The organism is Fictibacillus solisalsi, assembly GCF_900103485.1.
GTDB lineage: Bacteria > Bacillota > Bacilli > Bacillales > Fictibacillaceae > Fictibacillus_C > Fictibacillus_C solisalsi.
The window spans coordinates 198054-220468 of record NZ_FNHW01000002.1 but is presented as its reverse complement, the minus strand read 5'-3'; the positions used below and the strand labels follow the sequence as shown (position 1 = coordinate 220468).

General features: G+C 45.3%; 23 protein-coding genes. 4 read left to right on the top strand and 19 right to left on the bottom strand.

The genetic code is table 11. The features are described 5' to 3' along the window. Positions 1-167 precede the first annotated feature (167 nt). Positions 168-701 carry an acyl-CoA thioesterase gene (locus BLT53_RS18545; protein ID WP_164988916.1) on the top strand — a complete coding sequence of 178 codons (534 nt, stop codon included), beginning with the start codon at positions 168-170 and terminating at the stop codon, positions 699-701. Beyond that, complete coding sequence (locus BLT53_RS18540) at positions 698-1072, top strand: hypothetical protein (RefSeq protein ID WP_090237295.1); 375 nt, start codon at positions 698-700, stop codon at positions 1070-1072. Before BLT53_RS18545 ends, BLT53_RS18540 begins: the two co-directional genes overlap by 4 nt. A 45-nt stretch (positions 1073-1117) precedes the next feature. On the opposite strand, the gene BLT53_RS18535 is transcribed toward BLT53_RS18540, so the two are convergent. Then, positions 1118-1348, bottom strand: coding sequence for an excisionase family DNA-binding protein (locus tag BLT53_RS18535; RefSeq protein ID WP_090237559.1), 231 nt, complete (start codon positions 1346-1348; stop codon positions 1118-1120). 94 nt (positions 1349-1442) lie between these two features. Further along, complete coding sequence (locus BLT53_RS18530; RefSeq protein ID WP_090237557.1) at positions 1443-2375, bottom strand: aldo/keto reductase; 933 nt, start codon at positions 2373-2375, stop codon at positions 1443-1445. A gap of 317 nt (positions 2376-2692) precedes the next feature. Here BLT53_RS18530 and BLT53_RS18525 point away from each other — a divergent pair, with 317 nt between their 5' ends. After that, on the top strand, positions 2693-3163 hold the full coding sequence (locus BLT53_RS18525) for a hypothetical protein (protein ID WP_090237293.1): 471 nt from the start codon (positions 2693-2695) through the stop codon (positions 3161-3163). A 31-nt stretch (positions 3164-3194) separates the two neighbouring features. On the opposite strand, the gene fdhD is transcribed toward BLT53_RS18525, so the two are convergent. From fdhD to BLT53_RS18500, 5 genes are all read right to left on the bottom strand, one after another. Continuing rightward, a complete protein-coding gene (gene fdhD, locus BLT53_RS18520; protein ID WP_090237291.1) occupies positions 3195-3980 on the bottom strand; it encodes a formate dehydrogenase accessory sulfurtransferase FdhD in 786 nt (261 codons plus the stop codon). Between the two features lie 12 nt (positions 3981-3992). Further along, positions 3993-6350: an FdhF/YdeP family oxidoreductase gene (locus BLT53_RS18515; RefSeq protein WP_090237289.1), complete on the bottom strand. Its 2358-nt coding sequence runs from the start codon at positions 6348-6350 to the stop codon at positions 3993-3995. 133 nt (positions 6351-6483) lie between these two features. Further along, on the bottom strand, positions 6484-6846 hold the full coding sequence (locus BLT53_RS18510; protein WP_090237288.1) for a Na-translocating system protein MpsC family protein: 363 nt from the start codon (positions 6844-6846) through the stop codon (positions 6484-6486). Positions 6847-6890: 44 nt separating this feature from the next. Beyond that, positions 6891-8162 (bottom strand): L-lactate MFS transporter, encoded by a 1272-nt coding sequence (locus BLT53_RS18505; protein WP_090237286.1) that lies wholly within the window; start codon positions 8160-8162, stop codon positions 6891-6893. A 325-nt stretch (positions 8163-8487) separates the two neighbouring features. Continuing rightward, entirely contained in the window at positions 8488-9681 is a 1194-nt protein-coding gene (locus BLT53_RS18500) for a class I SAM-dependent rRNA methyltransferase (RefSeq protein WP_425284714.1), read from the bottom strand. 120 nt (positions 9682-9801) lie between these two features. Here BLT53_RS18500 and BLT53_RS18495 point away from each other — a divergent pair, with 120 nt between their 5' ends. Continuing rightward, positions 9802-10101, top strand: a complete 300-nt coding sequence (locus tag BLT53_RS18495; RefSeq protein ID WP_090237283.1) for a nucleotide pyrophosphohydrolase — start codon at positions 9802-9804, stop codon at positions 10099-10101. A gap of 134 nt (positions 10102-10235) precedes the next feature. Here the strand turns inward: BLT53_RS18495 and BLT53_RS25655 are convergent, their stop codons facing one another. The 12 genes from BLT53_RS25655 to BLT53_RS18435 form a co-directional block, all read right to left on the bottom strand. Then, entirely contained in the window at positions 10236-11693 is a 1458-nt protein-coding gene (locus tag BLT53_RS25655; protein WP_170834425.1) for a glycoside hydrolase family 32 protein, read from the bottom strand. A 114-nt stretch (positions 11694-11807) separates the two neighbouring features. Beyond that, positions 11808-13118 carry a GntP family permease gene (locus tag BLT53_RS18485; RefSeq protein WP_090237282.1) on the bottom strand — a complete coding sequence of 437 codons (1311 nt, stop codon included), beginning with the start codon at positions 13116-13118 and terminating at the stop codon, positions 11808-11810. Positions 13119-13146: 28 nt separating this feature from the next. Further along, positions 13147-14148 (bottom strand): LacI family DNA-binding transcriptional regulator, encoded by a 1002-nt coding sequence (locus tag BLT53_RS18480; protein ID WP_244520504.1) that lies wholly within the window; start codon positions 14146-14148, stop codon positions 13147-13149. A 40-nt stretch (positions 14149-14188) separates the two neighbouring features. Next, a complete protein-coding gene (gene hisD, locus BLT53_RS18475) occupies positions 14189-15478 on the bottom strand; it encodes a histidinol dehydrogenase (protein ID WP_090237279.1) in 1290 nt (429 codons plus the stop codon). A 45-nt stretch (positions 15479-15523) separates the two neighbouring features. Beyond that, positions 15524-16285 carry an SDR family NAD(P)-dependent oxidoreductase gene (locus BLT53_RS18470; RefSeq protein ID WP_090237278.1) on the bottom strand — a complete coding sequence of 254 codons (762 nt, stop codon included), beginning with the start codon at positions 16283-16285 and terminating at the stop codon, positions 15524-15526. Then, the gene (locus BLT53_RS18465; protein WP_211516929.1) at positions 16282-17238 is read right to left on the bottom strand and encodes a 3-hydroxyacyl-CoA dehydrogenase family protein; all 957 of its coding nucleotides are present in this window, start codon (positions 17236-17238) and stop codon (positions 16282-16284) included. The genes BLT53_RS18470 and BLT53_RS18465 overlap by 4 nt, the downstream gene beginning before the upstream one ends. A 369-nt stretch (positions 17239-17607) precedes the next feature. Continuing rightward, positions 17608-18402 (bottom strand): ABC transporter permease subunit, encoded by a 795-nt coding sequence (locus BLT53_RS18460; RefSeq protein WP_090237556.1) that lies wholly within the window; start codon positions 18400-18402, stop codon positions 17608-17610. Positions 18403-18426: 24 nt separating this feature from the next. Next, complete coding sequence (locus BLT53_RS18455; protein WP_090237275.1) at positions 18427-19224, bottom strand: ABC transporter permease subunit; 798 nt, start codon at positions 19222-19224, stop codon at positions 18427-18429. After that, a complete protein-coding gene (locus BLT53_RS18450; RefSeq protein ID WP_090237273.1) occupies positions 19199-20116 on the bottom strand; it encodes an ABC transporter ATP-binding protein in 918 nt (305 codons plus the stop codon). Before BLT53_RS18450 ends, BLT53_RS18455 begins: the two co-directional genes overlap by 26 nt. A gap of 15 nt (positions 20117-20131) precedes the next feature. Next, the gene (locus BLT53_RS18445) at positions 20132-20818 is read right to left on the bottom strand and encodes a TetR/AcrR family transcriptional regulator (RefSeq protein WP_244520515.1); all 687 of its coding nucleotides are present in this window, start codon (positions 20816-20818) and stop codon (positions 20132-20134) included. A 334-nt stretch (positions 20819-21152) separates the two neighbouring features. Next, the gene (gene pssA, locus BLT53_RS18440) at positions 21153-21860 is read right to left on the bottom strand and encodes a CDP-diacylglycerol--serine O-phosphatidyltransferase (protein WP_090237272.1); all 708 of its coding nucleotides are present in this window, start codon (positions 21858-21860) and stop codon (positions 21153-21155) included. A gap of 102 nt (positions 21861-21962) precedes the next feature. Then, positions 21963-22382 (bottom strand): MarR family winged helix-turn-helix transcriptional regulator, encoded by a 420-nt coding sequence (locus BLT53_RS18435; protein ID WP_090237270.1) that lies wholly within the window; start codon positions 22380-22382, stop codon positions 21963-21965. Between the last annotated feature and the right edge of the window lie 33 nt (positions 22383-22415).

The window sequence follows — 22415 nt, the reverse complement described above, 5'->3', positions numbered from 1 at the left end:
TATACCTGAAAGCATTTACATAGAGCCCATCTATGCAAACGATAAAAAATAACAATTTTACTTCCTTTTCTTGGAGGCGTACACTAGGAAACTGTAAGAGGGAAACGCAAGAAACACAACAAGCGTCCCTTAAACCAGTACGTTAATCATGAAAGGAAATGATTGTTTTGAACGCTAAAAAAACAAGCGAAAGCCGCATTATTAATACAGACCAGGTATTAGCTGGTGATTTAAATAACTACAATACATTGTTCGGCGGAGTACTTATGAAAAAGCTTGATGCTGCTGCATCACTTTCTGCACGCCGCCATGCCCGTGTGAAAACCTGTGTTACAGCTTCCACCGACTCCATCGACTTCCTGCATCCGATTCATCAAACGGATTCAGTATGTATTGAATCTTTCGTATCCTACACAGGAAAAAGCTCAATGGAAATCTTCTGTAAAGTTATTGCTGAAGATATTCTTACAGGAGAACGAAGAATTGCCGCTACAGCATTCTTAACCTTCGTGGCTTTGGGAGAAGACAAACGTCCGGTTGAAGTACCTGCCGTCATCCCTGAAACAGAAGAAGAAAAATTCTTGTTTGAAACAGCCGCAGACCGGGCCGAAATGCGTAAAGTCCGCAGAGCGCGCAGCAAAGAATTAGCCGAGGTTATTTCATTGCGTAAGCCTTGGCAACAAGAAGGTGCATTAGTATGATTACCCTTGTCAGCCATAATGAGTTAAAAGCAGCGAAAGAAGAACTTGAAAACATTGAACGGTCGTGCCCTGATTTGTATGAAAAATGGGTGCATATCATCAATTTGACTCGTGCTCTTCAGTTTAAATATCAATACATGGGTGCATTGATCATGAACGAAGATTGCCGCCGATACGCTCCTGAATTTTGTCAGGAATCTGTTGTTCGTCTTTATAAAAGTGAGCTCGAAAAGCTTACTGCAGACGAAAACATTGATACCCTTCGCGAAATGATCAGCAAGTTTAACAATGCTGGTTATGCAAAAATCAGTTTGCTGGCGATTGGACGGTCTCCCGAATCTCTAATGGGAACTTCAGCCATCATCAACTAAAAGAAAGAAGCAGACGATCCAGGCGATCGTCTGCTTCTTTCATGTTTAATCTTCGTCCTTCGCGTCCCAATCTTCCGGAATCGGTTCATTCATATACTCCTCAACAAGCGTTTTGTACTTTTCCATCTGTTCAAGATGGGTATTGAATTGCTCCTTATTGATGAGATATTCATTGCCGTCATGAAAGGCACGAATTTTTTTCTGTTGAATCAAGCTCTCAATATACGTTTCAGGCAGATCCAGAAATTCCGCCGTTTCCTTTAGAGTCAGATACATGATTTCACCTTTTCTTAAATGCTTATTATCGTTCACAGCACCATATCCATCACATTATCCACCCATTTGGAGTTTTCTTCAAGAGTTTAAGAAATTAAGAAAAAATCCTGCTGATTTCCTGAACTTCCTGATCGGTGAGACGAACTTCCAATGTTTTCAGGTTGTTGCTGACCTGATCGGCTCGTTTGGCTCCTGGAATAATGGAGTCGATTGCCGGCTGTTTAAGATACCATGCAAGAACAACGTGAGCCACTTCAACTCCCTTGGCTTCGGCAATACCGCGAAGCTGGTCCACTTTTTCCAGATTTTTAACGAAGTTTTCGCCCTGAAAATGAGGCATGTCCTTGCGCAGATCATCAAACTTCATGTCTTTACTGTATTTACCGGCAAGGAGTCCGGAGGCCAGTGGAAAGTATGGAACAAAGGAAATTCCCTTTTCCTCTAAATACGGAAGCAATTCCTTCTCCGCATCGCGCTGCAACAGGTTGTACTCCCCTTGAAACACGTCGACGTAACCGTCCTTATTTGCCTGTTTCAGCTGTTCCATCGAAAAGTTTGAAACCCCGATTGCACGGATTTTTCCTTGGTCTTTCAGTTCTTTTAATGCTCCGACTGCTTCATCCTTTGGTGTTTCTTCATCAGGAAAATGAATATAGAACAAATCAATATAATCCGTTTGAAGCCGTTTCAAGCTTCCTTCCACCGCATCTTTTAAGAAGGCTGGCGAGTTGTCGAACACGACGTCTTTACCAACAAACTTGTGCGCCCCTTTGGTTGCGATCACGGCTTGATCGCGGCTTCCTGTTTCTTTTATGACTTCCCCGACCAATTCCTCCGAACGCTCAGGTCCGTAAATAAAGGCGGTATCTAAAAAGTTGATGCCGATCTCCAATGCCCGTTTTACCAGATCCTTTCCTGCCTGTTCATTCAAGTCAGGATACAGATTATGTCCTCCAACGGCATTTGTTCCCAGTCCGATCGGGTTTACCAATAAGTCTGTTTTTCCAAGTTTCGTTTTCTGTGCCATGTGTTGCTCAACTCCTTCTAAGATAAGTTTGTACTCCTTATAATCGTAGCAAAAGGCCTGTTCAAATGAAAAAAATTGGCTCAACTAACTCTTCCCCAATATTCGACAAATTGAAAATAAACAGGTTCGTTTTGATAATAAAGTCTTCCAGGATCAACAATAACTGTTTTAGGCGTTTACCTGACCGTCATAAATGGAACAAAACAACTATATATTTCCAAACAGGAGCGCTGTAATGTCCAATCTTGTTGCCGTTTCAGCCTTTATTGTATTTCGCTTTTTTTTAACCAATGTCATCAAAACTAGGAGGAAAAAGCATGAGTGATCTTTTTTTACGTTCAACAAAAAAGATGATATCGGAAGCCTTTGAAGGGCCGCCTTTTCCGTCAAACGTAAGCTGGTTTACGAACACTGAGCCGGATTCGGGAATATTAGCTGCACTCTCCCGGCTGTCGGCAGAACAAGTTTCCCTGTCCATTCATGGTACAAACCTGGCTGCCCATGCCGATCATGTCCGATATCAAATGTGGGGAACGATTGAATTTTTGAAAACAGGCAAGATGCCTGAGATGGACTGGAAACAGAGCTGGATGATCGCTTCCGTTGACGAGGACCGGTGGAAGGAAATCCAAAAAGAATTAAGAGATGAATACACACGGTTAGTGCAGACCCTTGATTCCGCCCTCCACTGGGATGAAACCAATGCAGATGAAGCTCTGGGATGTATTGCGCACTCAGCCTACCATTTGGGTGCTATCAAACAAATGATTAAATATATCACGGCATAAAAAAGAGCGAATCTCTTCGATTCGCTCCTTTTTATTTTATTCGTTCAGGATGGGTGTACACATTGAGCCGGGTTCCGCGGATAAAACCGACTGCGGTAATCCCGAGATCATTTGCAAGCTCCAGTGCCAGCGTAGTCGGTGCAGATTTGGACAATATAATGCCGGCGCCGATTTTCGAAACCTTCAGTAAAACTTCGGAAGAGATCCGGCCGCTGAAGGCAATCACCTTATCGGAAAGGGTAATCTTGTTTTCAAGGCAATATCCGTAAATTTTATCAAGCGCATTGTGACGGCCGATATCCGACCGGGAAATCAGCAGCTCCTCATTTGTACAAAGCGCAGCGTTATGCAGCCCGCCTGTTGAGTGAAAATCATCGGAGGATTCCTGCATTGCTTCCATCAGCTTGATGCATTGCTCCACTTCAATCGTTGATTTGGTTACGATCGTTTTAGCATTTTTTACATCGCTCTGAAAATAGAACTGCCGGCTTTTTCCGCAGCATGATCCGATAAACCGTTTTGAATGCAGCTGATTGGTCACTGGCGCCTTGTTCTCCAGCTGCACATAGGCAAACCCGCGGTCTTCATCAATGGATAGCGATTCAATTTCTCTCGGAAAACGAATCACCCCCTCCGATGCAAGAAAACCGGTGACAAGGTCCCGAAGATAAGTTGGTGTACAGACCATGGTTGCAAATTCTTCTCCATTTACATGGATGGTCAGTGCATATTCTGTTGCCACAGTATCTTCTGTCGCATGGAATGAGCCATCATTGTATTTAATAATGCTTATGTTCTTCATGACGTTGTCTTTCATATACTTCTCCTTTTAGCTGATCTCCGTTTCCAGGTCCGGGACCGGTTTTTCCAGGTACTTTATATCTTTGCGGGCGTTAAAACGCTCCGCTTTTTCCACCTTGACGGCTACATTATAGCTTGGAATCTTGGCATATTTCTCATATACACCTTTCGGAAGAAGGAAGTTTCCTTCTGGAAAATGAACCTCCAGATTCCCTCTCGCAATATCAATAAATTTGGCACGGCCCTGGAAGACACCATGCTGATTATACACCACAATGGTTTCTCCTTCATGAATGGACAATTCCTTCGCATCGTTCCGATTCATGAGGACATCATATCTCCCGGCCCCGTTGAACGGATCACTTTCATGATAGACCATTGAATTGAACTGCTTACCTCTTCTCGTTGTCACATAATACGTATCTTTACCCTTTTTCAAATCCGGTATATCAACCGGAATCAAATTCCCTTTACCATCCGGTGTAGGACAGATCCCGTCCTCGCAAAGCCATGCACCGCCCCACTGGAACACATCACCCCGTTCTTTTAAATACTGGATTCCGTCGTAATTGGGATTGGCCAGGGCAATTTCTTCGCGAATTTGCTGTCCGCTTTTAAAATCAATCAGATGAGATCGCTGTGGTTTCACCCGCTTGGCCAGATCAACATAGATTTTCCACTCGGCACGTGCTTCCGCCACCTGTTGCTGGTTTCCTTTAATTTCAGGTGAAAAGTACACCATGCGTTCAGTTGAAGTTGAGGTTCCCCCGTCTTCCTGTTCATAACGAGTTTTGGCCGGAAGCACAATGACAGCTTGCTTCGCATCCACAAGCGTGGACGTATTATAGATGATATCCTGATGAACCCGCAGTTCCAGCGATGATAACGCCCGCTCAACAAAATCGGGATCTGGCATCGTTTCAAGGAAGTTGCCTCCCGACAGATAGTACATTTTAATTTTCCGTTCATGGTCCTCAGGCAATAAACTGTTTTCAAGAGACACTCCAAGAACGTCTCCCTGCCATTTCGGAATCGTGAAGCCCCACAGTTTTTCAATGCGTTCGATGTTGTTCGGTTCAAAATCACCGCCGGGCAGCACGAATGGATCGGCCCCCATCTCACCGCTTCCCTGAACACTGGAATGGCCACGAATTGGCATCAGTCCGCAATGCTTGCGGCCCAGAAATCCGCGCAGCAACGCAAGGTTTGCCACCTGGGAGATGTTGTCGGACGCAAAGGTATGCATGGTTAAACCAAGGGACCAGACAAACACGCCGGATTTACTTTTTGCCAAAAGCAAAGCAAGTTCCAGGATGCGCTCTTTGCTTACTCCGGATGAGGCTTCAATTTCTGCCCAGCTCTGCTGCTGGACCTTCGTCTTTAACTCCTCATAGTTGTTGACATGGTTTTTCACAAACGAATGATCAATCGCGGATCCGTGCTGTTTTTCCTCCATTTCAAACCAATGCTTCATGATGCCATGCATGAAAGCAATATCTCCCCCGATATTAACCTGGTAGAAGTCATCCGCCAGCTTTGTGCCAAAAAGCGCAGACTCAGCAATGGACGGAATCCAGTATTTTTCCATGGAAGGTTCCCGGTATGGATTGATGCAGATGATCTTTGTTCCTTTACGTTTGGCGGCATACATGTATTTGGTGGAAACCGGCTGGTTATTCGCCGCGACCGATCCCCAGAATACAATAACATCGGATCCGATCCAATCCTGGTAGTTACAGGTGGAAGCCCCTGCACCAATGGATCGCTTTAGAGCTGTTTTGGACGGAGAATGGCAAATGCGTGAAGCATTATCAATATTGTTCACACCAAGGTACCGGGCCACTTTGGCAGCCACATAGTACGATTCGTTCGTAATCCCCCTTGACGTCAGAAAGAACGAGACCTGCTTGGGATCAAGCTTCTTCATTTTGTCTGCAATCAGGTTCAGCGCTTCGTCCCATGTCAGACGGGAAAACTTACGCTCACCTTTCCTGCGGATCAGCGGATACGGAATGCGGCCAAGCTTTCTCAGTTCCGCGCTGGAATACTTTCGAAGCTCATCTATGTCCGCATGAAGAATTTCTTTTTTCATGGCCGGCATTGTGTTCAAGCGCAACACGTTCAATCGCGTTGTGCATACATGCGGACCGGCGAGCGTTTGATCATACAGACCGGAAACTCCGAGAGCACATCCGTCGCAAACCCCTTGTGTCAGAATTTTGCCGGCATACGACAGATTATCCCGGTTTTCCCAGGCGACCTTCATCGTATCGCGGATATGACCGGGCTTTATTTTGCCCAGGCCGAACGGTACAGGGCTGACCCAGTTTTTCGGATCTGGTGTTTTTGGTAGCTTGATTGGTCCTTGATGCTTCGTTTTTCCCATGATTTCTGCCCCTTTTCTTTTTTTATTTAAACAAAACAAAAACCACCGGGAGCCCGATTGTGTGTTAAAAAAATCGGAAACCGCGGTGGTAGTCTTTAACAGGATCGCTGCCAAGTGCCAACACTAAGGGCTGTTATTTTTTAGCTAGTTTTTCTTCCAGGTTTTCATCAAAAACGAAAATCGACATTCCAAAGTCTTTTTCTATATCGATATCTACAAAAAGATCCACAAACTTTGCTCCGAGCAATTCTTCCATCTCGACGGGATGATTCTTTTTGTACATGTCCTTCACCATTTCGGTCCGAGCGGAGCGGAGCATCTGCTTGCCCTCACTGTATCCTGAAATAAACTTTTCGACTGGAGAAAGATTGCCTTCCATCTCGCAAATCGCCCAGTTTTTGCAAAAGGTCGTTTTGATCTGCCGGGGGCCCTTGCCCATATGGCGCTTACGAAAAGCTCTTACCAGATTACTAAACTCTGCTTCATAATTATTCATAAACGACAACCTTTATTTATACATTCTGCTATAAAAAGTATAAATCAGAAATTCTGGGCTTGCAACTGTTCACCGGTGGTATTTTCCTTCTCAAGACGGCGGATATCCATCCGGGCGAGGAATGTGACAATCAAAGCCACGATAAACAGGGCCGCAAAGAAGGTCAAACTTTCAGCATAACTTCCGGTTGTATCCTTCACCCATGCTGCAAAAAGCGGTCCGGCGAGACCAGCCGCCGCCCAGGCGGTTAAGATGTACCCATGAATGGCGCCAAGCTGTTTGGTTCCAAAAAGATCGCCGATGTAGGCAGGAATGGAAGCAAAACCTCCACCATAGCACGTATAGATGATGGCGAGCATGATCTGAAAAACAATGGCTGTTGTAATGTTTGGAAGCAGAAAGAACAGAACCGTTTGAAGCACAAAAAACGTGGTATATGTGTTTGTTCTTCCGATGTAATCCGAAACCGAAGCCCACCCAATCCGGCCAAATCCATTAAAAAGTCCGAGCACACCGACAAGAGCTGCCGCCTCTGCCGTCGACAGGCCAATGCTTTCCTCAGCGAGAGGTTTGGCCGCTGACAGAATTGCGATCCCGCATGTTACATTGATGAACAGCATGAGCCATAGATAATAGAATCGTTTAGTCTTCACAGCCTGATTGGCGGTCAGCTGGGACAAATCCTTGCGTATCGTCGTTTTCCCGCTGTCCACCTTTTCCTGAAATCCTTTGGGCATCCAGCCTTCTGACGGCTTTTCCAGATAGAGAGACGACGCCAGCATAACAACAAAATAAGAGACCCCCAAAATGTAAAAGGTATTGGCGATGCCGACCGATTTGATCAGGCTGTCCATGATCGGAGAGCTGATGGCGGCAGCAAAGCCAAAGCCCATGATGGCAAGACCCGTCGCCAGCCCCCGCCGGTCAGGGAACCATTTAACAAGTGTAGAAACCGGCGCGATATAGCCGACCCCAAGCCCGATTCCGCCAAGCATGCCGTAAAAAACATACAATAAGGGCAGTGACTCCATTTGCACGGCAAAACCGGAACCCGCCACACCTGCTCCGAAGAACACCGCAGCAAGCAATCCCGATTTCCTTGGCCCGTATTTTTCAACAAAATGCCCCAAAAAGGCAGCGGATAACCCAAGAAACAGAATAGCCAGACTGAAGGTCAATTGAACTTCACTCGCACTCCAGTTGAACTTTTCCATTAATGGATTGGTAAAATTGCTCCATGCATACACTGATCCGATCGAGATGTGAATGCCTACTCCCGAAAGCGCGATCAGCCATCGACTTTTGACCTTGCTCATTCCTAACCCTCTCCCTTTTATGTAAAATTAAAAAGCCGCCACAAACTCTCCTTATAGTTTTTATCCACTATAAGGACGAAGAATGCAGCGGCAGCAGAATCACAGGTTCGCTATGGTATCCCTAACCGGTTTTTAAAACGCTTACAAAAGACCTTTTAAGCAGGTGACAGGTTCGCTGTTCCTTGCCAGAAGATGATTTGAATCCAGTTAACAAAATATTCAAATTTCTCTTCTTAAGAGTAAAGGAAATGAGAAAGCCAGTCAAGTAGCTCTCTTTCACTTTTGCAATAAAAAAGCACCTGCCGTTGGCGGCAGATGCTCCCCTTTATGATAATTTTTTCAGGATGACGACCTTCAGGTAATCTCCTTCTTTGAACTCTTTGATGGTCTTGAAGTCTTCCGGCAGGGTATGTTCTTCCAAAATCTTATACTTACCTCCGGTTTGACGGAATGCTTTTTCAATGAAACCTTTAAACTTCTTCATATCAAATGTACTGCAGTTGGAAGAAGCAACGATCACACCATTTTTTTCGGTAATCGCAATGGCCTGTTCAAGCAACGCCGGATAGTCCTTCCCGGCGCTGAAGGTATGCTTTTTCGAACGCGCAAAGCTTGGCGGATCCAGAATGACCAGATCAAACAGTAGCTTTTTCCTTACGGCGTATTTAAAATAGTGGAAGACATCCTCCACAATAATGTCGTGCGCTTCATAATCCAGTCCGTTAATGGTGAACTGTTCCTGTGTTTTGCTTCGGCTGCGGTTGGCCAGATCCACGCTCGTTGTTTTCTCTGCTCCGCCCAAAGCCGCCGCTACAGAAAAAGCACCCGTATAAGAGAATGTGTTCAGTACTTTTTTGCCATTGGCGTACTTATCCCGGATCGCCTTCCTGACGTCCCGCTGATCAAGGAACACACCAACCATGGCGCTCTCATTTAAATAGGTCGCAAAATGAATCCCATTTTCCTTCACAATGAGCGGAAACTGTGCCCGCTCACCTGCAACAAAATCATCGTCTTCAATGTATGATCCCTTTTCAGCAAACCGCTTCTTTTCATAAACTCCTTTATAATCTGCCACCATCTGTAACGATTGAAGAACCTCTCCTTTAAATTGATAGATGCCCTCGCTGTACCAGTTGATAACATAATAACCGTCAAAATAATCGATGGTCAGACCGCCGATTCCGTCTCCTTCTCCGTTAAACACCCGAAAAGCTGTAGTGTTCGGATCGTCAAAGAACCTTTGCCGGCTCTCAAATGCAGCTTTTATTTTCTTTTCAAAAAAAGACTGATTGATTTTTTCATTGGCACTACGGGTTAAAATCCATCCCAGCCCTTTGTTCTGCTTCCCGTAGTATCCTTTTCCGATAAACTTGCCCTTTTCATCCACCACTTCAATAATCGTGCCTTCAGCAAGACCGGCATCGACATAAGACACGGCATTGCTATTAATCAGCGGTGATCCGCCTTTGATCCCCTTATCAGAAGACTTTATTTTCAAACGAGCGTTTATACTCAATCCATTCACCCAATTCATCCACAAATTTTATGGTGATCCTATATTTCCTCATCACATTCTGTCATTATAATACTTATCTTAAAAGAAATCATTAATTCGTAAAGGAGAGCTTATTTTGCCATGAATCATTTAATTGAAGAAATCCGGAAATTCCGGGACGAGCGAAACTGGGGGCCGTACCATCATGCCAAAGACCTTGCTCTCTCCATAACGCTGGAGGCTTCTGAACTTCTCGAGAATTTCCAATGGAAGGAGAGCCAGGAAGCCGTCGATGAAAACCTGGAAAACATTAAGGAAGAGCTTGCTGATGTTATGATTTATTCCCTGCAGCTCGCAGACAAGCTGGATCTGGATGTAGAACAGATCATTCGGGACAAGATCAAGAAAAATGCGTTGAAGTATCCGGTGAAACAGGATTAAAAATGGGCATTCAGGAACGGTTGTGTGATTTAGTTGCGGTTCGATAACGTTTAGCTGCGTATGACGTCATTTTTTCATAAAACCCTTTGATCAGAAAAAGCCCATCCTCTTCTTTTCAAGGATGGGCTTTTCATTTAGGCTTTTGGATTCCAAATGGATTTCAAGCGGGTGAGCTTCACTTCTTCAAAGGCAACTTCTCCGCCAACAGAATAAAGCTGCATGGTAAAGTCTTCATCAAACGGAAAAAGAAGCTCTGTCATCATTAACTCCCCATCAGCAGCAAAGAGTTCCAGCGAACAGGCATCCAAAATCAGCTGAACATGGTGATCGGTGTGCTGGCGGGTAGCCACCGCCGCATCGAGGCTCGGAAAATGCTCGGAAAAATCAATCGTTCCACTTCTGCGGCGGTCCACACTCCACTGCCGGTTTACCCGGCTGTAGGTTACACATGTTTCGGTTTTTTCACCTTTTCGAAGAACAATGCCCCATTCCTTCGTATCAGGGTCTATACTTTTTGGTTTGAGCTTTAATTCAAACAGCTCGTCCTTGCTTGGAAACACAAACGGCTGCTCATCTTTTACAACCACATTTTCATACGTGTTTAACTTTTCTTCCTTTATAATGTCAAACTCTTTAACGACTTTTTGGGTCAAGCACCAACCGCTCTCGGTCATTTTCAAGCCAAGCTCCCTCGGCAAGGACATCGCGCTTCTCCACGGATCTGTAGGCACTTCATTGGCATACTGCCAGTTGCTCATCCAGCCGATCCAGATTTTGCGCTCTACTTCCGTATTGCTCCAGGAAACCGCCGCATAAAAATCCTTTCCGCCATCTGCCCAGCGAATATCGGCCGGTCCCTCATCTGGGTGGAAAGCTTTGCCGTCAAACTCGCCGACAAAATACTGGGTTGCCGATCCGCCATTTGGCCCCCCGGGATTGATGCTCACGATCAGCACCCACTTTTTCGTGCCGGTGCCGTCCACCTTCAGTTGAAACAGGTCAGGGCATTCCCAAACTCCGCCGTGGGCACCAAAACCTTGTCCAAATGACGACATGTACTCCCAGTTGATCAAATTGGATGACTCGTAAAATTGAATCTCGTCACCCGCGGCCAGGCACATGATCCATTTGGCGTTTTCCTGGCTCCAAAATACTTTTGGATCACGAAAGTCCTTCAGTCCGGGATTGGCAATAACCGGATTCTGGTCATATTTAATCCAAGTCCGCCCCCTGTCATGGCTGTAGGCCAGGCTTTGTTTCTCGTTGTTTTCCTCGTGCTGGGTGTAAAAGGCAACCAGGACATCTTCTTCCCCTTCTTTTAATCCGCTCGTATTGTCACGGTCAACAACGGCACATCCGGAAAAAATCATGCCGAGTTCATCCGGATATAACGCCACGGGGAGCTCCTCCCAGTGGATAAGGTCAGGGCTCACCGCATGACCCCAGTGCATCGGACCCCACACCGTGCTTTCCGGATGATATTGATAAAACAAATGATATTCCCCGTTGTAATACACAAGACCGTTCGGATCATTCATCCACTTTTCCTTTGGCGAAAAATGAAACTGCGGCCGGTAAGGATGGTTGTACATGAAAAAACCTCCGTTATGTTGTGGTATGTATGCTTTCCCTTATCTTACAATACCTTTCCACCATTTACAGTTTTTATTAAAAAGAAAAAAGGCCTCATGAGAGACCTTTAACTGTTAAAAAATTACAAATAACATAACTGCCAATATTACTCCAAGCAGGGGAACAACAACCGTCAAGGCTCCAAAAGCCGGGTAGGCGTCCTTATGTTTTTCACCGGCAATCGCCCGGATGGTCGTAACCACATAGCCCCCTTGAGGAAGGGAGTCCAAAGATCCGGAAGAAATAGCGGCCACCCGGTGAAGTGCGTCAGGATTGACGCCCATATCGAGATAATGAGGGGCCAAAAGAGGCAGGGCGATGCTCTGTCCTCCGGATGAAGATCCTGTAAGACCGGCTATAATACAAACCGCGATCGCTCCGCCAATGAGCGGGCTTCCCGGGATATTCGTCATTGCATCCACCACGTGTGAAAATGCAGGGGTGGCTTTGGCGACTCCTCCAAAACCGACAACTGCTGCGGTATTGGATATGGCGATAATCGCGCCGATTGTACCTTCTGTAACCGCTTTCGAAAAATTGATAAAGTACTTTCGATTAATAAGGTAAACCGAAATACATCCTCCCAGCAGAGCAATAATTAATGAGGACTGCGCAAGAGACTTATGAAGCGAAAACGAAATACCCAGTACAATAAGCAAAGGAATGCAGCTTAGATAAGGATTAGGCAGCTTCTCACGCACTTGAGTAGAATCAGTCTCCCGGGATTCGAAACGTTCCCCGCGAGAGATGGCTTTTTTAATCATTTTTTTAAGCCACCAGTAACCAAAAATCATCATAAACACAGCTACAACCAAGCTTACCTGCCACCCTGCATAAGGTGTCGTTCCCAAAAATTCAATGGGAATCCAGTTTTGGATTTCTGGTGAACCCGCACTGGTCATGGTAAACGTCGTGGAGCCAAATCCGAGAGCAGCAGGGATAAACCGCCTCGGCAGATCTGCTTCTTTAAAAAGGCTTAATGCCATGGGATAAACGGAAAACGCAACAACAAAAAGACTAACTCCCCCGTATGTGAGCACCGCGCAGGCAATAACAACAGCAAGCGCCGCCTTCTTTACACCAATCCGGTCGGTCACCCATTTGGAGATGCTGTCCGCGGCTCCGCTGTCTTCCATCAGTTTGCCGAAAATGGCGCCGATTAAAAACATAAAGTACCAGGACGCGATAAACCCAGTAAATCCACCCATATAGTTTGTCACAAAATCTGGTTCATTTTTACCTGCAAGCTGCGGGAAAAGCGGCAACCCGCTCGTAATCGCTACAATAAATGCAGATAGCGGCCCTGCAACCAATAAATTCATTCCAATCATGGTAAGCAGAATCAACAGCGCAAGCCCGCCAATCAAACCAATCATACTAAGCATAACTTACCTCCCGTAAAGACTTGGCCTGTCAGCGTCTGTCTTTAACCGAAGCACGTTCTATGAGGCATCCGTCCACAAAATTCATTTCCGGTTCTTCCTGCTGTCCATTAATATCTTCCAGCATAAGTTTTACCGCCTGATGAATCATTTCATCCACCGGCTGCTGCCAGGTGGTCAGCGTATAGGATGACCAGTCCGCCATTTTCACATTATCAAATCCAATAACCGAGATATCTTCAGGAATCCGGTATCCGGCGGTAGTCAAATAATCAATGGCACCGAATGCCATAATATCGTTCGCGCAAAACAACGCATCAATTTCATCATGATGCTTCATCAAATTTTTTGCTGCAGCAAACCCGCCCTGATACGTGAAGCTGCCATCCTCCATCGGGATGAATTCGATGCCATGCTTTTGCAGTGTATCCATGAATCCCCTGCTCCTGTCCAGGGATGTGGACGTATTAGCCGGCCCGGAGATGAATCCCAAATGCCGGTGACCGGTGTCCAAAAGGTATTGACCGATCTTCTGACCTGCCGAAAAGTTGTTGCAGATGACGGCATTACTCATAGAATCGCTAATATAGCGGTTAAACAGCACAACAGAAATGCCATTTCGATTGAGTTTTTGAACCGCGGCTGAGGTTAAAAGGGCGTCAGTGATGATCACGCCTTCCACACTATACTCAATCAGCTGGCTCACTTCATGTTCCTGGATTTCATCATTCTGGGAATTGATGAACATGATCTGATACCCTTCTTCCGACAGCCTGCTGTAAAATTTCTCAAGCACCTCTGGATAGAATGGGTTTTGCACATCACGCATTACAATGCCAATAATTCTTGATTGATTGGTTATCAGCCCTCTGGCGATCGCATTGGGCTGATACCCCAGCTTCTCAGCTGCATCCAGGATCAATTTTCTTTTTTTATTTGAAATGCTCGCATTTTTACTAAACGCTCTGGAGACGCTCGATTGGGAGACTCCTGCCAACCGGGCGACATCCATCGCTGTCACTTTTTTATTCAAAATAGTATTCCTCCTGCCGATCTAGACAGAAAAGATTATATCAGATTTTTGCTTTATCTTTGCCATAGCGTTTCACACGTAAATCTGCCTGCGCTTTGTGACCCATGAATCCTTCCAGCTCACAAAGCCGTGATGCATATTCCCCGATCTCTGCACTCGCTTCAGGTGTCACCCGCTGATAGGTGCATGTCTTGAGGAACTTCCCTACCCACAAGCCGCCGGTATAGCGCGCGGCCTTTTTGGTCGGCAATGTGTGGTTGGTGCCGATCACTTTGTCCCCGTAAGCCACATTGGTTTCCTTACCAAGGAAAAGCGCTCCGAAGTTGGTCATGTTCTCTAAAAAGTAGTTCGGGTCTTCTGTCAGCACTTCGACATGCTCATACGCCAATTTATCCGCTTCAACAACGGCTTCTTCAAGAGAGTCAACAACGATAACGGAGCCATAATCGTTCCAGGATACACTGGCAATATCAGCTGTCGGGAGAATCTGCAGCTGGCGTTCTACTTCCTCCAGTGTTTCTCTGGCCAATGTTTCAGACGTCGTAATCAAAGCGCTTGGAGATGTTGGTCCATGTTCAGCCTGTCCAAGCATATCCGTCGCGATCATTTCTGCATCCGCCGTTTCGTCAGCAATAACAAGTGTTTCTGTTGGTCCGGCGAACAAGTCAATCCCCACTCTTCCGAACAACTGGCGTTTCGCTTCCGCAACAAATGCATTACCCGGTCCTACAATCATATCCACCGGTTCAATGGTTTCCGTACCGATCGCCATTGCCGCCATCGCCTGGATGCCACCAAGAAGATAGATTTCATTTGCTCCTGCCAAATGCATCGCTGCCACAGTTGCTGCAGGGATTTCTCCTTTAATAGGAGGTGTGCAGGCAATTACCCGTTTGACGCCCGCCACTTTTGCTGTAAGAACACTCATGTGGGAGGAAGCAACCATTGGGTAACGTCCGCCTGGAATGTAGCAGCCCACGCTGTTCACCGGAATGTTCTTGTGGCCCAGCACAACGCCAGGCAGTGTTTCCACTTCAAGATCCTGAAGGGATTCCTTTTGCTTTTGGGCAAAATTGCGGATCTGTGCTTGTGCGAATTTAATATCCTCAATCACCTGAGAAGGCACACTGTTTACGATCTCCTGAATTTCCTGTTCACTTAAGCGGAAAGACTCCGGTGACCACTTGTCAAACTTTTCGGATAGCTCGCGAACTGCCTTGTCTCCGTTTTCTTCCACGTTTTTAATAACTGAGCTTACGGCGTCCCTTACTTTGGAATCCGCTTCTTGTACTTCCTGATTGGATTTTCCTTCTTTTAAAAAGTATGCCATGTTATTTTTCTCTCCTTTTCTATTTTTGAATACGTATGCAAAAAATCATATGGCTGTCCAGCCGCCATCTACTTTGATCGTTTCTCCCGTCACAAACTTTGAGACGTTTGATGAAAGGTATAATGCAGCGTTTGATATATCCGAAGGTTCCGCCAGTCCACCGAGCGGAATCCGGCGAAGCACGTCTTCCTTGAAAGCTTCATCCCTGAACATTTTTCCGGTCATCTCTGTCTCGATAAACGTTGGAGCGACCGCATTCACATTAATCTTATGCTGTGCCCATTCCACAGCCAGCGCCTTCGTCATCTGCACCATACCGCCCTTGCTCGCACAATAGGCCGCACGGTTGAAATACCCGACAAAGGCCATTTGGGAGGCGATGTTCACAATCTTTCCCTCTTTTTTTGGCAACATGATTTTTGCTGCTGCCTGACTGCAAAAGAATGCGCCCTTCAGGTTAATATCCTGAATACGATCCCAGTCCTCCTCGGTCACTTCAAGAGCCGGTTTGGCGATATTAATACCAGCATTGTTGATCAGGATATCGAGGGTTCCCAATTCTGCAGCTGCATAATCAACCACCCGATGGACTTCATCCACCGCACTTAAATCACCGGTAATGTAGGAACATTGGGTTTGGTGCTGTTTCAATGCTTGTGTGGTTTCAGCCAAATCCTTTTCATTACGCCCGACGATCACAACGTTTGCTCCATGCTCTGCAAACGCCAGCGCAATATCCCTTCCAATTCCTTTTCCGCCCCCAGTCACAAGGACCGCTTTGCCTTCAAGGTCCGGAAAATATTTCATGATTGGCCTCCCATCACATGATCAGCTGCCAGATCTTCTTTCAAGTAACGGATAAGTTCTTTTTCACGTTTCAGCTGAATCTCCTCTGAAAACGGCTCATCCCACTTGTAAAACCCTTCCCCCGTTTTCTCGCCGAGTTTTTCCTTTTTCACCAGTTCTTTTAAAACAGGAAGCGATTCTTCGGCAGAGGATAAATCGCTGAATAAATAGTCGGAGATCGAAGAAAATACATCCAAACCACCAAGGTCTGCTGACTGCAGGGGACCGGTGACCGGGAGCCTGCGGCCAATGCTGTAGGTGACCGCCGCATCTATGTCTTCTTTGGAGGCAGCGCCTGTTTCCAGGAGATACTGCGCCTCACGGAACAACGCATATTGAAGCCGGTTGCCAATAAAGCCCGGCAATTCCTTTTTGACTTCAATCGGTTTCTTCTTCATCTCGTTTAAAAGATCAAAGCTGCGTTTTACCGTGTCATCGTTCGTATTTTCTCCACGCACCACCTCAACAAGGGGAATCAAATGAGCCGGATTCCAAAAATGAGTAACGACAACCCTCTCTGGCAGACGTATTTCTGAAGCAATTGAAGTCGGACTTAAGCCGGAAGTATTGCTGGCAAGGATAACATGTTCACCACACAAAGCATCAAGTCTGGTAAACAATGATTTTTTTAATTCAAGGTTTTCAGGGACGGCTTCAATGACAAAGGTTGCACCTTTGACTGCCTCTTCGATGGACATGGCCATGGTGATGCGGTCTCTGATTTGCTGAGCCTCCAAGCCACTGAACAAACCATGGTCCACAAGAACATTCAGCTTCCTCACAAGGCTTTTCCAGCCTGTCTCACAGTTTTGTTCATCGATCCCCTGAAGGGTCACATCCATTCCTGCCCATGCGGCATTTAACGCAATGGAATGTCCCATCGTACCACAGCCAAGAACCGTTAAATTTTCCACGTAATCACCAACTTTCTGAATAATCTCGTTTTTGAATACGTATGCAAAATTCATTTTAACGGAATTCGCGAAAAATGTAAACGCTTTTATTTTAAAAAAAGAATAATGAACACCATGTGTCCATTATTCTTGCATTTCTTTTTTGCTTGGTTCCTTGTCATCGAGGATTGTACAAACGTTTACGAGATTAAAAGATTTTTAATATAAAGGGCGGCAGACAGTAAGTTCTCCATTTCTGCCTGTATTTCCCTTACCACATGGTTTTGAACTCATTATTTTACGCTTACAGACTTTCCTAACCACTGCTTCTTTTGTGACATATAAGAAAAAAACTGCATTCAGCTGTTTTCCGGCAAAAAACATCCTTTTTTATATCTTCAAATCTCTCTTCTGGTAAGCCACAAATGCCAGGGTGACAGCACCCAGAATGATAACGGCGGACAATCCGATATACACTCCTTTGAACCCTGTATCGCCCACGAGCTTTTCAGCTTCAAAATATTTAAAAGGCGTGATATACCGCAGGGCATCCAGCTTGTCGTTCAGTTCAATCGCTATCGATAAAATATATGTGAAGACAAGAAGGCCTGTCGATATGGATACTGTCATTCTGGGACGGCGGCTGACAGCAGCCACTGCCATTCCCACTGACAGAAAAATCATCTGCAAGATCAACATCCCTATCATCAATCTTCCAATCCCACTTAAGCCTGCTGAAGGTTCATAGTAATTCACCATCCCGGCCGATAAACCGTATGTCACAAGGTTAAAAAGGAAAAGCAGAACGAGAGAAGCGGCAAGCTTAGAGGCAATAATCCGCGTTCGGGATACCGGTTTGGCCATCAAAAATTCAGACGTATTATCCCGCTCTTCTTTTGCAATCATCGTGGAGCCAAGCAGCACAGCATGAATGGCAGCCATAAGAACCAGATAGGAAAACAGCATTCCAAAATACCCTGTGATGGTGGTTAAATCCAGCGAAGTCAATCCAAAAATGGCCTGCAGCGATTTCGGCATCGCTCCAAAGATCTCGTTCACGGACCGGCCGGTGCTTTTCATCGTGTCATATTTGCTCATGCCGGACACAACTATAAAAAGAAGGCCAACACCCCACAAGATCATGGATTTCCTACTATTCCCCAACTCTCTCCAAAAGATATTCACCGTTTTCACCTCTTTTAAATCCACCTACGCCCCGTGGAAGTCTTTTTTTATAAACAGAAGGCAGCCCGCTCCAACACTCACGGCAATGATTGCTGCTCCAATGCCCAGATACAAGGGTTCATATGCTGAATGCTTCATAATATAAGGCAGATTAAAATACTTGAACGGTGTGAAATAACGGGAGGCTTTATCGCCGATGACCGAGCCGAACATACCGATGATAAAAAAGGCAAAAACCACACCGAGTGATACCGGAAGAACCGAACGAATTCTTAGAAATAAGACAGAGACAAAAAAACCAAGCGCCGCAAACATAAGCTGCACAAAAAAATTAGCGGCTGATATCAGAAAAAAGGCACGAATATCAAAGTCATTTACGGCTACTGCCCTAGCCATCGCATAGGAAACCACAAGAAAGACCAGGTTAGTGATTACCAGGATCGCCAGCACAGCAAATAGTTTGGAGATAATAATCCCCCCCCGAGTCACTGGTTTGGTTAAAATAAACTCCGCCGTTTTCCCGCTCCCTTCCTTTGACAAGATTCCAATTCCCAGGTTCATGGCCTGAATGGCACCGCACAGCATGATATATAAGAAGAAATAGGAGTAAAATCCAAGAAGAGAGGTGATGCTGTTGATCTGTACACCCAATGCCTTCAAAACACCCTCCGGATAATTTTGAAGCACCTTGATAAATTGATCTCCATCCTTTTCAATGGACGGATACATCGAGAAAAATAAAACCGTTACCGCCGCAAGCGAAAAGGTCCAGATCATCATGGAGCGCCGGTTCTCCCTAAGCTCGTGCCGGAACATGTTCATCTTGAACATCCTCCTTTTCATAATAGTGAAGAAAAATCTCTTCCAGATCGGGTTCATCCACCCACAAATTGACAAGCTGTACTTCCGCAAGTCTCCTCATGATCAGATTGATATCCCCGCTGTATAAAAAGCTGATCCGGTTTCCCTCTTCACTTTCAATTTTCGTCACCCCATCCATTGCAAACAGCCCGGCATCAACAGGCACTCTGGTTTCAATTCTGATTTTCTTGTGGTTTCTTTCCTTCAGAGTGCTGATTTTTTCAACCGTGATGAGTTTTCCTTCCTTAATAATGGCGACACGGTCACACATCTTTTGCACTTCACTGAGGATGTGGGAAGAAAAGAGAATGGTGGCTCCTTTCTGGTTTTCTTCTTTTAATAGTTCAAAGAACGTTTGCTGCATTAATGGATCCAGTCCGCCTGTTGGTTCATCCAAAATAATCAGCTTCGGTCCGTGCAGCAATCCTTGAACGATCCCTACCTTCTTTCGATTTCCATAAGACAGGTCATCAATTCGTTTGTTCAGATCGAGATCCATTCTCTCTGCCAATTCATGGATTCGCTTTTTACAGTCCTTTTTGTAAAAGCTGGCCGAGTAATGGAGAAGGTCCTTTACCTTCATCTTGTCGTAATAAAAGACCTCCGACGGTAAATATCCAATTTGTTTTTTAATTTCAGGGCCGTACGCTACAACATCCTTTCCGAAAATGGATGCACTTCCGCTCGTCGGGTAAATGATGGACAACAGGGTTCGTAGCGTAGTGGACTTGCCTGCACCATTGGGGCCAATGAAACCAAAGATCTCCCCTTCCTTCACAGAAAACGTAATGTCCTCAATTCCTCTTGACTGGCCATATCGTTTGGTTAACTGATTCAGTTCGATCACGTTCATGGAAGCAGCCTCCCGTCATTTATAAAATGCTTGTTTAAACATTTCTATATAAGCTTTCGATTCAGCAAACACCTCATCATAATCCAGTTCCTGCTGTTTCATTTTCGCTTTCATCAAGTATTCTTCACTTAGCCCCTGGAACGTCCACATCATACTTTTTATTGCTTTCTCGAGGTCCAGGTCTTCCCGGAACCGGGAATGGTCGATCCCGTCAAACAGCCACGTTGAGCTGCTTGCTGAGAATTCCTTAATCCTGCTTTGAAAGTCGCTTCGAATCTGCTCCGACTCCTCCAGCATCACCCTTTCAAAAAAGCGAAAAATATCGGGATATGTTTGAAGCAGTTCTATTTTGATCAGCGTCATGTCATTAAGCCTTTTAAAGAAGTCGGGCTCCCCCATAACCGTTTTTTTATAAAAATCCTCCATGACGACCTTTACACAGTGGTCAAATAAAAACAGGTAGAGCGTTTTCTTGTTCTTGAAATAATGAAACAGCAGTCCTTTCGATATGCCCGCCTCCTTCACAATTTCATTGGTCGATGCATGGTCATAACCCTTTTGTACATATACTTTTATGGCGGCATTTAAAATTTTGATTTGCTTCTCGTCATCGAGACTGAAAAATTTAGAATTCAAGAGCAGCACTTCTTTCATTTTTTCATTGACCACTTCGGTCAACGTCAGTATATGCCGATTGACCACTCTGGTCAACAATATCTTTTCGACATGATTTTCCCCATTCCCCGCAGCTGGGAGCAGTTATTTCCGCTCCAGGACGCTCGCTTTCCGTGGGGCGTACGGTGAGCCCATTGGCGCAAGCGCCACCTAGACTCACATGTCAGGCTTCAGCAGGACAAGGAACGCTGCGGCAGCAAGACATCGCACGAAGAAAATGCGGTGTTCATTTTCGAGGATCCCGCACCTTCCACTCCAATCAACGTTCAATGGAGATCCTGTTAAGTGCTGTACTTCAATCAAACAACTTTCTAAAAGCAAAAAAACACCCATCCTTTTTTAAAGAATGGGTGTTTTCATGTTATCTTCCACGCTTCCATCTCGGGAGTTTTGGTTCTTTTACCCGGATGAAGCGGATGATGATGAACAGCATGTAAATGGCGAGGGCCACATAGAAAAATACAGGAACTTTTTCAAATCTCGCTTTTGCCAAAAGATAGAACATATAGAATAAGAACAGAGTAACAATAACACCGTTTTTGGGCAGCTTGATGTTTTTAAAGCTCGGTATCTTAAGGGTACTGACCATCAGAACAGCCAATCCGTAAAAGGCAAGAAGAAATACCCATAACGGAATGGTTTTTACGAACAGTACCAGGAATGTAACAATTGCACCTGCGAGGGTAATCGGAATGCCGGTAAATCGTTTCATTGATTCCTCTGATGAGGTTACATTGAAACGTGCGAGCCGGTACGCCCCAAAGACAGGAAATATGCCCGCCATCGCTACACCATAAATATAATGGAAGTCCGCCAAATACGTATGGGCCGCTAAAAACGCCGGAGCGACCCCGAAAGAAACCACGTCTGCAAGGGAATCCAATTCCTTCCCCATCTCATTGGTTACTCCGAGAATTCTGGCTACCCTGCCATCCACCGCATCAAGCATAATCGCAATAAAAATCAGGATGGTTGCGTTTTTACTGTCGCCGTCAATAATATAGCCGATCGAAAAAAAGCCGCAATAAAGGTTTCCGAGCGTAAGCAAATTGGGTATATGCTTCTTCATGTAGCACGTCCTTTGTATGTAAACTATACCCTTCTATACTAATGCATTTCATGGAATTTACAATTCCTTTTCCTATACTATACGGCTAATTTCCTACTTCCATTACATTTTTATTTTGTTTAATAAGGAAATAAACGTTTCCATTTCTTCTTCTGTCAATCCTTCAAATGTTTTTTCATAAAAACCCTGCAGTACTTCTTCCATTTTCTCCGCCATCTGTTTTCCTTCAAAGGTGATGGACAGATAGACGATTCTGCGGTCTTCACTGCTGTGGGTCCGTTTCACTAGTCTGCGGTTGATCAGTTTATCACTCGTAACAGAGATGTGGCTGTTGGTCACATGCAGATGATCCGCAATTTCAGATACCATCTGATCACCAAAGCAGTTCAATACTTTAAGCACTGCATATTCATTATAAGGGATATAGTCTTTGAGCAGCGGATGAAAACAAGACCTGATCTTCTTGGTCTGATTCCGGTAACTTATCACTAAATCCTGTACGAGCCGTCCTCTGGTTTTCATATAAAAGATCTCCTTGCTTTTGAAGCAGATAAT

What these genes read in the sequence shown, in the direction of transcription:
- BLT53_RS18535 (WP_090237559.1), bottom strand. Translation starts at nt 1,348, where the DNA reads ATGTATCTGACTCTAAAGGAAACGGCGGAATTTCTGGATCTGCCTGAA.
- BLT53_RS18470 (WP_090237278.1), bottom strand. Translation starts at nt 16,285, where the DNA reads ATGAAATATTTTCCGGACCTTGAAGGCAAAGCGGTCCTTGTGACTGGG.
- BLT53_RS18485 (WP_090237282.1), bottom strand. Translation starts at nt 13,118, where the DNA reads ATGCTTAGTATGATTGGTTTGATTGGCGGGCTTGCGCTGTTGATTCTG.
- BLT53_RS18450 (WP_090237273.1), bottom strand. Translation starts at nt 20,116, where the DNA reads ATGAACGTGATCGAACTGAATCAGTTAACCAAACGATATGGCCAGTCA.
- pssA (WP_090237272.1), bottom strand. Translation starts at nt 21,860, where the DNA reads ATGAAGAAGCATATACCCAATTTGCTTACGCTCGGAAACCTTTATTGC.
- BLT53_RS18505 (WP_090237286.1), bottom strand. Translation starts at nt 8,162, where the DNA reads ATGAGCAAGGTCAAAAGTCGATGGCTGATCGCGCTTTCGGGAGTAGGC.
- BLT53_RS18530 (WP_090237557.1), bottom strand. Translation starts at nt 2,375, where the DNA reads ATGGCACAGAAAACGAAACTTGGAAAAACAGACTTATTGGTAAACCCG.
- BLT53_RS18495 (WP_090237283.1), top strand. Translation starts at nt 9,802, where the DNA reads ATGAATCATTTAATTGAAGAAATCCGGAAATTCCGGGACGAGCGAAAC.
- BLT53_RS18455 (WP_090237275.1), bottom strand. Translation starts at nt 19,224, where the DNA reads ATGAACATGTTCCGGCACGAGCTTAGGGAGAACCGGCGCTCCATGATG.
- BLT53_RS25655 (WP_170834425.1), bottom strand. Translation starts at nt 11,693, where the DNA reads ATGTACAACCATCCTTACCGGCCGCAGTTTCATTTTTCGCCAAAGGAA.
- fdhD (WP_090237291.1), bottom strand. Translation starts at nt 3,980, where the DNA reads ATGAAAGACAACGTCATGAAGAACATAAGCATTATTAAATACAATGAT.
- BLT53_RS18510 (WP_090237288.1), bottom strand. Translation starts at nt 6,846, where the DNA reads ATGAATAATTATGAAGCAGAGTTTAGTAATCTGGTAAGAGCTTTTCGT.
- hisD (WP_090237279.1), bottom strand. Translation starts at nt 15,478, where the DNA reads ATGGCATACTTTTTAAAAGAAGGAAAATCCAATCAGGAAGTACAAGAA.
- BLT53_RS18525 (WP_090237293.1), top strand. Translation starts at nt 2,693, where the DNA reads ATGAGTGATCTTTTTTTACGTTCAACAAAAAAGATGATATCGGAAGCC.
- BLT53_RS18540 (WP_090237295.1), top strand. Translation starts at nt 698, where the DNA reads ATGATTACCCTTGTCAGCCATAATGAGTTAAAAGCAGCGAAAGAAGAA.
- BLT53_RS18515 (WP_090237289.1), bottom strand. Translation starts at nt 6,350, where the DNA reads ATGGGAAAAACGAAGCATCAAGGACCAATCAAGCTACCAAAAACACCA.
- BLT53_RS18435 (WP_090237270.1), bottom strand. Translation starts at nt 22,382, where the DNA reads ATGAAAACCAGAGGACGGCTCGTACAGGATTTAGTGATAAGTTACCGG.